The following is a 14,603-nucleotide window of genomic DNA, read 5'->3' as shown; positions in this document are numbered from 1 at the left end:
TTTGTACTCTTTTTCGTCTTCGTCATCTTTTACATAATCCAAGTATTAGCGAAACCATGTTGAGATTTTGCCCCTGTTAAGCAGGAAATAGCCTCTGCGTGGAAATAGCCGAGCGACAATTCGGCTATTCTAATTTTAAACACGGAGGCTATGCTTCTTCACTATAATACTGCAAGCTTTGTAGAAAGCTGTTTCCGTTTCTTTTCTATAGGAATCATGAATGAAGATGTCATAAAGGTTTGCAACATTTGTTGTCCTATGGATCATAAGCGGTCAGCTTAAAAGAAGGGTGCTTCCATGACGATTTTTCTTTCGAGTTCGGGAATTGGATTAATAAGTTGGAGGAAAACTAGATTGTTTGAAACGCTCTGTATCGGACGACGATAAGATTTGAATTAATAAGTTGGAGGCAAACGGATTGAGCAGCACTTCACCGTTTTTATACTCTTTCACTAGGGATTCGCACTGTGATCGAAGTTGACCAACACCAGTAGGCTCCTAAATTAAAAGTCTGATGGAAGGTGCCATTTTTATAAAAATTTGAAAGGCTCGTCTTGTTTTAAAACAAACAGACGAGCCTTCTTTTCGTAAAGGTGAAAATAGATTGCAAAGACATTTTTTTAGCCTTGATGAAGAAATTTCACGCAAACCGGATCAGGCACGGAAATTTCTGATGGCAAGCGTGTCAATTTGCCGGTTTCAGGATCGCGTTCAAATAAGACGGCGTTGCTTGATTCTTGGTTTGTGGCGATCACAAATCTTTCTGTCGGATCGAGGACAAAGTCTCTAGGCCAATGGCCACCGGTGCTTGTCCATTCAACAAATTCAAGCTTGCCCCCATCATTTTCTACCTTGAAAACAGCAATGCTGTCATGGCCGCGGTTAGCAGCATAAACGAACTTGCCGTCGGAAGAAATGTGAATGGCGCTGCCTTGGCTGTTTTCTGCGAAATCTTCCGGAATTGCTGGGATGTATTGCAGCTCTTGAAAGCTTCCTTCATCTGCATTATAAGAAAGAACGATCACTTCATTGCTTAATTCCGTCATCACGTAAGCGAATTTTCCGTTTGGATGAAAGACGATATGGCGAGGGCCGCTTCCAGGTTTAACAGAAAGGCTGCTCACCTTCTTTAAAACACCTTGATCACAAGAGTAGGTAATAATTTGGTCAATTCCTAAATCAACAGCTACAACATAATTTTCATCTGGTGTAAACCCCGAATAGTGAGCGTGCGGTTTTTCTTGCCTTTCAAGATTAGGGCCTGAACCTGTATGTTCTGCAACGCTTGCCGCTGGATTTGCGCTTTTGTCTTCATTCAGAAAGTAAGCCTCGATCGTTCCGCGATGGTAATTAGCGGTGACGACGAAATGGTTTGCTTTGTTGACGCTGACGTGGCACGGAGAAGGTCCTTCCGTCACTTGTCGGTTGATGCTTTGCAGATCGCCTGTATGTTCGTCAATGGAAAAAACAGCAAGCCCCCCTGAATTTCCGTCTTTAACAACCGAATATAAATTTTGATTGTCTTTGGAAATCGCGACATATGTCGGATTGTCAAGCTCTGCTGCTACTTTAGCTTCACTAAGCTCTTTTTTCTCAGTGTCCAAAGTAAATTTGTAAATGCCTTTGCTTTCACCTTTCGTATATGTACCGATATAACCGATGAATGGATTTGCCACGAAACATGCTCCTTTCAAATATACTTTTCTAGAATTATATCATGGAAATTCTCCTATTTTTCTATTTTAAACTGAACAAAAATTAGACAAAAATTTACAAATAATTAAAATCAACTAAATATTTCGATATTACAATAATTGAGGTTAGAAAATTTTAGGGAGGAGTTTTATTTGAAAAAAAGAAAGAGACGCTCTATGCTGGCTGGGGCTTCCGCTGTTTTGCTTGTTCTTGTTTCCGTGTTAACACCGATACATACGTATGCAACAGCAACAGTTGCAGGAAACGCCGAGCAGCAGATGGAGAAACAAACGAAATCAACGGATAAACCAAATCAAGAACAACCGCTTCATCAAAATGACAGCGAGCCAAATGTTGAAGAAAACAACTCTCAGCAAAACGAAGTTCAACAGGACAAAAGTGATGAAAGACAGCCTGATGCAGCAAATGAAGAAGTGAAAGAACCTGCAAAAGGAGGGGATCATCCATCTTTTCCGGTTAATGAAAGTGAACAAAAGCAGCAAAAACCAGAACAGCAAGATACTGATACAGTTCCCGAAACTTCAAAACAAGAACCAGAAGCAAATTCACAATCTACCCCCCAACTTGAACAGCAAGCTGTTACACTGCCACTGGAAATCGTTCATCAGCCACCGGCAGTTATTCAAAAAGGCCGGCCGCTTAAAATTGATGCGGAAGGAAAAGACCTTGCAGAGTTGACATTGTTTTATCGTACAGCTCCGGGTATGCTTGTGAAAAGCATGAAAATGGAGAAAATAAATGATACAACCTTTACGGCAACTGTACCAGAAAGCGACTTATGGTCTTATACTTTTTCTTATTGGTTTGAAGGGAAAAATGAGACAGAAACAACAAGACTTCCAATAAATTCTTCTGAAACATTTTCAGTAGCTATTCAACAAGATGCGGAACCGGATTATCAAAAAGTTCCGAAAATCTTAATCACCGAACTGGCTCCAGACACGTCAAATGTCGGAAGTGCTGACGGATATGAATTTATTGAGCTTTACAACAATACCAACAAGCCGATTGAATTGCGAAATTATGAACTTCATTATCAATATCCGGGTACAGCAAAAGCCGATCAAGTTTTTCAATTTTCGGATAATCAAGTAATAGCTCCGCAAAAAACTTTCATTCTCTGGGTGAAAAATAGTTCTAATCAATCTTTAAGATTGGAAGATTTTAATCAATTTTACGGAACGAATTTGAAAGAAAGCGAAGTCCAAGCCTTGCCATTTGAAGGAATGGCTAACAGCGGCATCCGGGCATTAGCTGTTTATTCAAAGGATGGTTCATTAGTATCTGCAGCAGCATATAATGATGGAGCTGATGATGTTGAAAGAGATAAAGGAATCATTTATCAATTTACGGAAGAGACGAAAATGAAAAAAATTGGCTTAAGTGAAAAAGCTAATCCAGGTGCATTCATCGAAGGGCAAGTGCCGAAGACACCTGTCGCTATTGAAGAGCCTGATGACAAAGAAGCTCCTGTCATTACACATCAGCCAATAGCAGAATGGGAAAGCGAGGAGCCATTAATTGTAAAAGCTACAGTCACTGATAATAAAAAAGTCCGTTATGTCACATTATTTTATAAATTGACGGAAAATGGAGCATACAAATCCCTTCAAATGACTGAAAACGGAAATCAAAATGAATATAGGGCGGCGATTCCCAGTGCAGGCATGTGGGGAAGCGAACTCCTATATTACATAGAGGCATCAGATGGAACAAACACGGTCAAAACAGAGGAACACCATGTTCAACTCAAAACTCCCAATATTGATTATCAAAAAGCCCCAAAACTTCTCATTACTGAAGTAGTTCCGGACAGCGCCAATATAAATGGGTTGGACGGTTATGAATTTATTGAAATTTATAATAATACTAATCAGACCATTGATTTTAAAGACTATAAAATCCGTTATCGATATCCGCAGGAAGGTGCAGAATCCGATCTTATTTGGGGACCTCCTAATGATGATCAATCACTGCTAATTCCTTCAGGTGGGACGCTTGTATTTTGGATCATCAATCAAGGGAATGCATCGTTGGCTGTTGAAGATTTTAATAAACATTATGGTGTTTCGTTAGAAGAGAATAAAAACATTGTGAAAATTTATAATAACGGGATGGCCAACAGTGGTGCGAGATCATTAGTAATTGCCACAAACAGCGGAAAAGAAATTTCCGTTGCTCATTATAATGATCAGGTAAATATTGATGATACTAAAGAGGACAAAGGGATTTTGTACAAATATCCTGCGGATGGAAGCAATATAATGCAAAAAATTAGTGCCGGCGTTGAAGCGGCTACACCCGGATCGGTAAAAGACGGACAAACTCCGAAAGTGAAAGTAACTGTTCCAGCCGATTCAATGGCGCCAACTATTGAAAATTTAACAAATACTGAAAAAGCCATGGAAACGGATAATATTTTCATCAAAGCGGAAGTAAAAGATAATATCGAAGTCAAAACCGTTTCTTTATACTACCGGACAAAAATACAAGAACCATTTAAAAAAGTGAATTTAGAAGAAAGCTATAATTCGAGATTATATGAATATACGATTTATTCGCCTGAATTAATTGGGAAAAATGTAGTAGAGTATTATTTTGTCGCTGGCGATGGAGTGAATATCAAGGAGTCTCCTAAGTTTACCGTTCAAATTGGAAATGCAAATAAGAAGCAGGGATTGCGGTTAAATGTAGAAAATGGACAAATTGTTTCAAAAGAAACCGTAGTGAAGGCAACAGGCGATCTTACACCTGAGGAGGTTTCCTTATATATTGATGGAGCAAAACAAACAAATACTTTCCGCACGATTGAATCAGACGTTTATTTTGCCTTTGATGTTCGTAAAACGAATCTTTATTTTCAAAACGGTGTGACGATAGGAAATGACATTTTGAGAATATTTGATGACACCATTAATCAATATACAACAATTACGGTTCCGATTTCGTCGGAAAGGCTGAAAATCGGTGAAGATTTATCAATTGCGATTAGGGCAGGCACAAAGGTCAGTCCATTTGATGAAACATCTGAAGAAAATCGAGATGATTTTTATGTAAAAAATGTGCGATTAGTTTTATCTGACGGCACAACTCTATACAGCAGCGAGCATCAAGATCAAAAACAGGAGATTTCCGTCGGCGACAGTGCCGGATTAAGCCCGGTTGTCGAATTTACGTTCAATATTCCGGATGAAAAATTTACTTCCCTCGGTTACTTATGGAATAGCGAAAATGAAGAAGATGGCGAGCATGAAGTGAAAGCAGTTGACCAAAAGGGGAATGAAGTGAAATCGACAGTTATTGTCGATAACACAATGCCAATCATTAAACCAACTATTGAGGAAGGAAAAAAATATAAAGGATCTTTTGTTATTGATGCTGAAATTCAAGATAAATGGAGTAAAATTAGATCGATCACTGCCAAATTAGATGATCAATATATCGATCTTCCATTTGCAGCTTCGTCAGCACAGCTTCAATCAGGCAAACATCAACTTGTCATTACAGCTATTGATGAGGCAGGCAATGAAGGCAAAAGCGAAGTCACTTTCTATACAGTGGACGAACATCCGCTCTTACCTGATTTTTCCGAAACAGATGAGGATGCTTTAAGTGCTAAATTGTCCGTAAGAGTGGCGGATCCGACAATGGACGATCTTGATGTATCTTTCTTTCAAGCTTTTCAGTATAAAGCATCAGATGAAGAACATGTAGATATTTTGCAAAATGCATCTGATACAGAACCGCCTGCTGGATTTCAAGTTGAAGGCGAAAAAGTTCTTTCGAAAGATGAACGCAGGAAGTTGGAAAACGCAGATGGCGAGGCGCTTGCAACAACATCAACTGAGCAGTTTCCGTATCATCGCTTCAACGTTACCGTTGATCAAAAAGTTGATGAAAATGATGAAATAGAACTTATTTGGAACGGTTCTTCATTGCCAGGACGAAAAGTGACGATGTATGCCTGGAACAATATAGAAAATAAATGGAAGGAAGTTGCTTCACAAACTGCCGGTGAAGAAAGATTTCAATTGAAAGGGAGCGTAATTGCGAAAGACTATGTGAAAAACCAAAAGGTGAGCGTGATCGTTCAAGACCAAATCGCGCAAACTATAGATTATGATTATACGTTTGTATGGATGAGCGATACGCAATATTATTCGGAAAGCTATCCACACATTTATCAAAAGCAAGTCGAATGGATTCGAGATCAAAAAGATAATCTCAATATTCAGTATGTATTTCATACAGGTGATCTAGTCGATGAAGCAGATGATCACAATCAATGGGCAGTGGCCGATCAAGCTATGAAAGTGCTAGATGATGCAGGAATCAGATATGGAGTTCTAGCCGGCAATCATGATGTTGGCCATAAAGACGGAAGCTATGACAATTATTATCAATATTTCGGCGAGAATCGGTTTGCAGGTCGTGACTATTATGGAGGTTCTTATAAAAATAACCGCGGTCATTATGATTTAATTTCGGCGAACGGTAATGATTATATTATGGTGTATATGGGCTGGGGCGTTTCGGATGAAGATTTGGACTGGGTGAATTCGGTGCTTGAAAAGTATCCCGATCGGAAAGCAATTTTAGCATTCCATGAATATTTACTAGTCAGCGGAAACCGCAGCCCGATTGGAAATCAAATTTTTGAAAAAGTTGTTAAACCAAATAAAAATGTGATGGCGGTATTATGCGGACATTATCATGACAGCGAGACATTAGTCGATGAGATTGATGATAACGGAGATGGAGCGCCTGACCGAAAAGTATATCAAATACTTGCTGATTATCAAGGCGGTCCTGAGGGCGGCCAGGGCTATATCCGTTTGCTGCATTTCAATACAGATACGAATCAAATTTATGTAAAAACATATTCGCCTTATTTAGACGACTACAACTTTTACGATCCGGAACAGTATCCAGGAAAAGATGAATTTATCATTGAAACCGATTTACAACCGCAAGAGAAAAAAGTAGCAACAGATTCTTTTGTTGTCAACGTCTATACCGACAGCTTGATCGGCAAAGTCGAAAACGTTCCGAGCGGCGAAGTGGCCTCTGTCATGTGGCATGATTTAGAGCCAAACCAAGTGTATTATTGGTACACGGAAGCGGAAGATCAATTTGGCGGTAAAACGCGCTCATCGATTTGGTCTTTCCAAACGAAAGAAGGTGAAATTGTTCCAAATCCGGCTGATCCGGGAGAAGGCGGAAATGATCCGGAAAAAGACAACAGGGATAAAGGTGGTCAAGGCGATAAAACACCTTCCGAAGGTGGCAGCAAAGACAATAAAACACCTTCCGAAGGCGGCCAAGAAAAAGATCAAGATCATTCGGGTAACGAAGATCATCCTGAAAACGAAAATCATAATGGAAACAACGGTAGCGGATCAGGCGGCACAAATAATCCTTCTGGTACGGATGGAACTACGGATGGAACGAAATTTGAACAGGTGAGTGAGAATCAAGCTTCGGCATCACTTCCGGATACAGCAACGTACGTGTATCGCTGGCTGCTGATAGGCATGCTGCTGATAGCAATGGGAATGATGCTGAAGATTCGTCAGCGCAAAGCTATTTACAAATAAAATAGGCAAACGGGGCTGTCTAATAAGTCGATTTTCCGGCTTATAGACGCCCCTTTAATGTTTTAGTAACGCTGATATATCAATGTTTATGATGTTTCGTTTTCAATGGATTTTGACTTTCTGGACAGCCCGTTTCTTGGTGCGCCCGACATGGGTGTAATCTCTAGGATGAAAGTCCCGAGCTCTGAAGGCAGAAGCAGCAGTTAGCTTAACGCAAGGGTGTCCGTGGTGATACGGATTCTGATGGAAGCGGGCGGCAAACTTTGGGTCTCTTGCCTGAATAGTCAGCCGTCCTATGATTTTTTCCATTAAAAAATGACCATTTGAAAACTTCTTCTATTCTATTATGAAAAAACAATTTCTATAAAGTTTGTAAATGATCGGAAATTAAAATTGACAAAAAGAAAAAAGTATTGGTAAAATTACCAATGAGTTGGAAAATTATATATAATATTCAAAAAAATGAAAGTGAAGTTTAGAGTTTACAAAGAAAATAGATTTTTCCATTATTCATCGGGATAAGCAGTGGTTTTAGCACAAGTATCTTTATACAAAATAAAAGAACTATTTTCAGTTATTGTTGATCGCTGGACAGTGCATTTACGTGAAGAAAAAAGGATAGAAAACATGATCCCGTTTTCTCTCTTTCGATCTATCATAATTGAATGTTTCCAATCAACTGCAAAGCGGGGAATATAGAATGCTGTCATTATATATTCAACACAAGAGACACGGTGATGAATTTGAGCTGAAAAATATAGAAGTGACCATCATGCCTTCTCAAATCACATTATTATTAGGTCATAATGGGGCGGGGAAAACAACCATTATTAAATCACTCTTTGGATTAATGGATTATGTCGGTACTTTATCCGTAAATAACAAAAAAATTGATTTGAATGTTTCTGAAGATGTGGATTATTTGAAGAAAAATGTTTCCTATATTTCAGATGAGATTGCTCTTTTCGATTATTTGACGCCGAAAGAATACTTCTCTTTAATCGAAAACTCATTTAAACATCAGGTAGACCATCAGTTATTAGAAAAGCTTATAAAAATTTTTGAACTTGAAAGGTATCTGCATATACCGATAAGCAATTTATCTCATGGCAATAAGAAAAAAACACAAATTGTTTCACAGCTTTTTAAAGGAAGTGAATTTGTCATCTTTGACGAGCCGACGAACGGGCTGGATCCCGATATGGTCATTATCTTGCGGAAAACTCTTCATTTTTTAAAAACAAAAGGCATCGGGATTTTATTGTCCACCCATCACCTTAGTTTTGGGGAAGAATTGTACGACAAGGTTATTTTGCTTCGAAACGGAAAAGTAAAATTAAATTGTACGCGGGATCAAGTATTTGAGCAGTTTGGCAGAATGTCTTTGGAAGAAATATATGAAGAGGCAAACAAGGATTATTACTTGAAAGCAGAGGAGATTTTAAATGCCCCCGATGTTCGAGATAATAGCGAGGATCGAGATTCCGAAACAGGTTAAAAAAGCAAAAAATATCTTTTTGAACTACCCGACTCATTTATTGGCAGTTGTTTTAGGAGCGATTCTCATTTATGTCGTATATGCCTTAATTTTATTTCAATATTTGGATTTCATTCCATTGAATAAGACAGACGCTTTTGATTCAATTTTGGTGTTCAGCATCTTATTGGCGTGTTTCCTTATGATATTTTCCAGAGAAAAGTTAAAAAGAAAGGAGTATGCCTTTTTCTTTTTAAACACTTCTATTAATGCGGGTCAATTTGTTGCGGGAAGCTATTTTTTGTTATATGTCTTTTTTAACATCTTCATTTTTTTCGCATTTTTGCCTTTGCTCATTTCTTTTTATATAAAACATATTCAAATACATATCTTTCATATTTTTCTAGTTCTTCTTTTGTTGTTTATTATTTTTTGGTTCATCCTGTTTATTTGGATTTTATCCTCTTTGATTGTCGGAAAATGGCTGGGCAGACATAAAGATGGACTTTATTTCAAATCATTATTATTTATGTCCATCATATGGGGGCTGCATTTTGTTTCTAAACATATGGCGGAGCGTATAGGAAATTTCGGCTTTCTGTTTTGGATCGGTTGTTTGGTCGCTCTTTTAATATTATGGATAGGGATAAAAAATTTATCGGGAAGGTATTTATTTGGTTTATTTCAGCAAAGCCATACAGGTAATTATCCTAAAAAAATAAAAAGCAAGGAATTTAAGCTTAATCATTACGTTATTCATTTTGTATTGGAAGCAATCTATTATTTTCGAAATCGACTTTTTGCGGAAATGGCTCTTATGTTCTCGATTCTCTATGCTCTCACCATAGGGGTTTATATTTTCTCGGATGCAATGACCTTTGCCATTGTATATTCATTTATTATGAATTTAGGTTTAAAAGAACTTATGATTGTTTTGCCTTTATGTATTGGGATGCATTTTAGGCAATATAATCTTTCCATATTTATGATCAATGCACCGGCTTCCGTCTATTTTTTTCCGAGAATATTCATGGCAATAGCAGTAAATTTTATGATTTATTTTTTATTTGTAGTTTTAAATTGTTTTATATTAAATCAAGATTTTCTTCCGCAATTAACCGGAATTTTTTCTATTTTTTTCGTTACAATGCTCTCAACCTTTGCCGGATTTATAGCGAGAATTCATGACGGGAATAAGGCTGTAGCGTTAATTATAATCCTTGTCATTGTGGCAATCATTGATTCTTTTTTACATTATTTCATTTCGCAAAGTTATTATATTGATTTTATATATGTTGCAGGCGGGATTTTTCTATACTTGATTTCTCAAAATATTTTTTTAAGAAGGCCTGTTTTCAAATGATAAAAGTGCTATTAGCAGTCTGGCCTCCAATTTTTCATGAGACGGGATATATCGCAATGAATTATAAAGAGGGGATGAAAAATATTGGACTTCGGCAAATAATCAATTTGAAGTATTTTTATGTAATATATTTCAATTCTGAAATAAATTTGTGCATTTGCTCCAATGGCAGTGTCGATAGTGTGAATAAATATGACTGACAGCTTTTTTGTGAAGATGTTATTTTTAACATCGTTATGTAATTTGCTCTTTTTGTCCTCAAATGGCCTGATGAAAAAAATTGTAAAAGCAATAGAAGAAATGAGGAAGATGTTATGACAACTTTCTTTAGAGCGCTTATGGGCGGAATCAGTTTAGTTTTTCTGTACGCTTTAATAGTTCTAATAACTCCTTTTATTATTCGGTTATCCGGCATCACCCACATTGAATCAAGTCCGAAGATTCTGAACCTTCCCTTATATGTCATCAAAATAGAGGGAAGTAAATTTGTAGCGGAAGCGACCTGGTTAGGCTTAATTCTTTCACTTATAGCAGGCACGGCTTTTTATTACTTGGTTCATTTCTTTACAAGAAACAGATCCCGTTAATTCATTGAAGGAGCCGCTGAAGAGAGGGGCTTGTAAAAAATTTTGCTTATTTTTCACGACATACCGTCAAGCAAAATATTGAATGCCACGAAATTTTCTTCTTTACTTTGGATTTGAAAGCGATTGATGCAGTCTGTAGAATTTTCCAGAAATTAATAATCCAGTGGAATTCATTTATCAGCATCTGACAGGAGCGAACATGTATCGATGACTTTTGTTTAGCGTATTGATCTGGCCATGTGGATATTGCTCTCAGATATGCCAGAGCTATTTACAAATAGAAAAGCCCCAAAGTATTGGATTTTGGGGCCTTTTTGCAGATTAACCATTTACGATCGTGCCGCCGTTTACGTGGAGAATTTGCCCTGTCATATAAGTAGAATCGTCACTTGCTAAATATACATAAGCAGGCGCAACTTCCATCGGCTGTCCGGGCCGCTTCATCGCTGTGTTGGAGCCAAAAGAAGCTACTTTTGTACGATCAAAAGTAGAAGGGATGAGCGGTGTCCAAATGGGTCCTGGCGCTACACCGTTGACTCGAATGCCTTTAGGGGCCAATGATAAAGCAAGAGAACGGGTAAATGACGCAATGGCGCCTTTTGTTGCCGAATAATCAATGAGCTGTTCATTTCCATGATAGGCTGTAACAGATGTCGTATTTATGATCGTGCTGCCTGTCTTCATATGGGGAAGAACAGCCTTTGTCATGAAAAAGAACGAAAAAATATTGGTCCGAAACGTTCGTTCAAGCTGTTCTGCTGTAATAAATTCAATTCCTTGCTGCGGATGCTGCTCGGCTGCGTTGTTTACTAAAATATCCACTTTTCCAAATTGATCTTTTGCTCCCTTCACCGCTTGCTGGCAAAATGCTTCGTCGCCGAGATCGCCGGCTATTAAATGACATTTGCGCCCGAGCTGTTCAACATACCCTTTTGTTTCCTTTGCATCTTCATGCTCATTTAAGTAAATGATGGCCACATCGGCACCTTCTTTGGCAAACAGCACCGCAACCGCCCTCCCGATGCCGCTGTCGCCGCCGGTAATGACCGCTGTCTTTCCTGCAAGCTTTCCGCTGCCTTGATAAGAAGGATCATCAAAGATTGGTCTTGGATTCATAAACGATTCAATCCCCGGCTGCACATTTTGCTGTTGAGGCGGAAGTGTATTAGGCTGATTTTGCTGCTGAACCATAAAAACCTCCTCCTAAAACAAGTAAGTATATAGTTAGTATGGGAAGTTGGCGGGATAATAAACAAAAATTGATTATCGGTATATTTTTAGAAAAAAATGATTTTTCAAAAAACTATTGATACAATAATCTGTTTTATGGTTATATTTAGGTGTAATAACAGTATTTGGTTATAAAATTAAATGGAGATTATTTGATATGACATTTGGAAAAAGCGAACCGTTAATAACAAAATGGCTTTTGGGTGATGAAATGTTAATAATAAAGTGGCTTAAATGGAAATTAATGATAAGATGGAGAAATAAATCGGAGAATATAAAACTGATTCCTGATAATATTTAGAAGGAAGGACATTATTTTTATTGAGTATCTTAAAAGATATACTTATTTTTTCGATGAATCTCATCATTTTATATATTCTTTTTCAACTAATATCGCGAGATTATATCGAATAAAGAATATCGCAAATGGATTCAAAAAGGAACATTTACCGCTTAATAAGCCCATTTGACGGGGACGGAAATGGCATGTATGGATGTTTCAGAAGATCAAAAAGAAGCGCTTGTAGGTTACTATCAAGTGCTGGCAAAACCAAATCACGGATATTCCCGCATTCTGTTAAAAGGGTTAAATGGCGATTTTGAATATGAAATAAAAGGAGTCGAAAACACATTTTTTGGCGATGAACTGATGAACGTCGGCATTCAGCTGACGAACGATATCTTTGATGCCCGCTTCGGGGTCAATGAATCGGGCGATTTTTCTTCAAAACTCTTTAAGCTCAAAGCAAAAGAATGATAGAAACCGGGGCGCCTGCCTCGGTTTTTTCATCAGAGCCTCAAATACTTCCCCTTACACCCAGAAGGAGTGATGGATTTTTCCCGCAGGCTGGGGCATGGATCGGGGAAGAGTCAAATTACCCAAAGTGCACAAAATCCGGGCAATTTGCAAAATGTGAACGGTATTTACGGATTTTAGGTTGAAGTCATGAGTTTTGCTAATTGGCAGCAATTGTTGCTTCGCCTTGTGGATGATCATGTAAGTGAATGATTTTGTTGCATACTGTGTCAAAATCATTGCTATGGTCTATAATGATAAAAATGGAATTTGATGAGCCGCTTTCAATTAATTTCTTTATCTTTTCTTTACCGCTAAAATCCATATGAGAAATTGCTTCATCAAACATAATGATGTTTGCCCCTTTTAAAAGGGCTCTGGCAATAGCAATTCTTTGAATTTGGCCTCCTGATAAATTTTTTCCGTTTTCCCCAACTAATGTATTTTCTTTATCAGGCAATTTTTCTATAATATCATCTAAACCAGTCGTTCTCAGCACTTCCATATAAGTATTCGAATCAACGTTTTCTACACCATATTTAATATTGTTTTCAATTGTATCGTTAAATAAATATATTTTTTGCGATACGATGCCAATGTTTTTCCGAAGCGATTTTTTATCTATGTCATCAATCGGTATTCCATTTATAAGAACTTGTCCTTTTCCTTTTTGCACATTATATAATCCCATTAATATTCTAAGTATTGTTGTTTTGCCGGTTCCATTTTTCCCCTTTATTAAAAGCTTATCAGCAGGGGCTAGCGAAAAACTTACATTATTCAAGATATATGGCTGGTCTTCTTTATACCTAAAAGATACACCTTTAAACTCAATGCTCTTAATATCATTTATTTTGACTTTATTCTGTTCCTCGTCTTCTCCTATTTGTTCAATAAATATATGGAGCCTTTTTAAACTTACTAATGCCGGCTGGATCGTTAGAACAGTAGCCGATATATTTTGAATTGGCGAATACAGTCTGGGAAGATAGTTCATAAATACCATATATCCGCCTATTGTCATACTATTTATTATGACATCTTTTCCACCCATAACGATTAATAAAACAGAAGACAGTGAACCAACCAAAACAATTAATTCCATACCAATTGAATAAAAGATTGATTGTTTAATATTGGCATCCACTAGATCTTTAGCTGCTGAATTGATTTTTTCTGTTTCCTTATCCTCTACCGAGAGATTTTTGACTTCTTCGATACCCTGTACTGACTGCTGTATTTTGTTGTTTAAAACGGCACTTTTTTCAGCTGTTTCAGTAGATATATGAAATATTGAAGACAAGAATTTGTTTGAAATGATGTAATATGCCGGCATTAGCAGACATAAAATTAATGTTAATTTGAAATTGATTGCTGCCAGAATAATAAGGGTAGCAAACAGTTCAAAAAAACTCAGCAAAATTTTAAATGTGTTGGCAGAAAACAATCCCCCTATATTATTTACCTCATTTAATCTTGATGTAATATATCCGCTGGGGTAAAAATTGAAAAACTCCATAGGCAGTTTCAGCAGTCTTGTTGATATATTTTGCCGAAGATTCAACACTATATTCTGGCTTACTTTTGTAAAAACTACATTGGAAAAATAGTTGAGCATACTCTTAATTACATATATTAATGCAAGTATTGCACTGAATAAAAGAACATAGTGATAATCTTTTTTTGCTATTCCAAAATCAAAAATATTCTTAATGATTAATCCTGGAAGTACAGTGATTGCAGAAAGAACAACTAATAAAAGAAAAGCTATAGACAAGCTCTTTTTAAATTCTTTTAAATAGCTAAACAATAATTTTACGCTGTTGTTCATATATAT

7 protein-coding genes are annotated in these 14,603 nt (G+C 37.2%); 4 read left to right on the top strand and 3 right to left on the bottom strand.

Annotated elements, in window-relative coordinates; genetic code table 11:
* Positions 1–620: 620 nt before the first annotated feature.
* A complete protein-coding gene (locus tag NSQ94_RS13900) occupies positions 621–1,676 on the bottom strand; it encodes a lactonase family protein (RefSeq protein WP_339229443.1) in 1,056 nt (351 codons plus the stop codon).
* A 171-nt stretch (positions 1,677–1,847) separates the two neighbouring features.
* On the opposite strand from NSQ94_RS13900, the gene NSQ94_RS13895 reads away from it, so the two are divergent.
* From NSQ94_RS13895 to NSQ94_RS13885, 3 genes are all read left to right on the top strand, one after another.
* Positions 1,848–7,313 carry a lamin tail domain-containing protein gene (locus NSQ94_RS13895; RefSeq protein WP_339229441.1) on the top strand — a complete coding sequence of 1,822 codons (5,466 nt, stop codon included), beginning with the start codon at positions 1,848–1,850 and terminating at the stop codon, positions 7,311–7,313.
* 700 nt (positions 7,314–8,013) lie between these two features.
* Positions 8,014–8,811, top strand: a complete 798-nt coding sequence (locus NSQ94_RS13890) for an ABC transporter ATP-binding protein (protein ID WP_066248413.1) — start codon at positions 8,014–8,016, stop codon at positions 8,809–8,811.
* Positions 8,759–10,153, top strand: coding sequence for a hypothetical protein (locus tag NSQ94_RS13885; RefSeq protein ID WP_186439290.1), 1,395 nt, complete (start codon positions 8,759–8,761; stop codon positions 10,151–10,153). Before NSQ94_RS13890 ends, NSQ94_RS13885 begins: the two co-directional genes overlap by 53 nt.
* 908 nt (positions 10,154–11,061) lie before the next feature.
* Here NSQ94_RS13885 and NSQ94_RS13880 read toward each other — a convergent pair.
* Complete coding sequence (locus NSQ94_RS13880; protein WP_066248403.1) at positions 11,062–11,931, bottom strand: SDR family oxidoreductase; 870 nt, start codon at positions 11,929–11,931, stop codon at positions 11,062–11,064.
* 520 nt (positions 11,932–12,451) lie between these two features.
* Between NSQ94_RS13880 and NSQ94_RS13875 the strand changes: the two genes are divergently transcribed.
* The gene (locus tag NSQ94_RS13875) at positions 12,452–12,727 is read left to right on the top strand and encodes a GH36 C-terminal domain-containing protein (protein WP_327855893.1); all 276 of its coding nucleotides are present in this window, start codon (positions 12,452–12,454) and stop codon (positions 12,725–12,727) included.
* A gap of 199 nt (positions 12,728–12,926) precedes the next feature.
* Here NSQ94_RS13875 and NSQ94_RS13870 read toward each other — a convergent pair whose 3' ends face one another.
* Positions 12,927–14,597: an ABC transporter ATP-binding protein gene (locus NSQ94_RS13870; protein WP_327855894.1), complete on the bottom strand. Its 1,671-nt coding sequence runs from the start codon at positions 14,595–14,597 to the stop codon at positions 12,927–12,929.
* Positions 14,598–14,603: the final 6 nt, after the last annotated feature.

The sequence above is a fragment of the Aeribacillus sp. FSL K6-2833 genome, from assembly GCF_037965815.1.
Classification (GTDB): Bacteria; Bacillota; Bacilli; order Bacillales; family Aeribacillaceae; genus Aeribacillus; species Aeribacillus composti.
The sequence above is the reverse complement of the archived record's forward strand: the minus strand, read 5'-3'. Positions and strand labels throughout refer to the sequence as shown.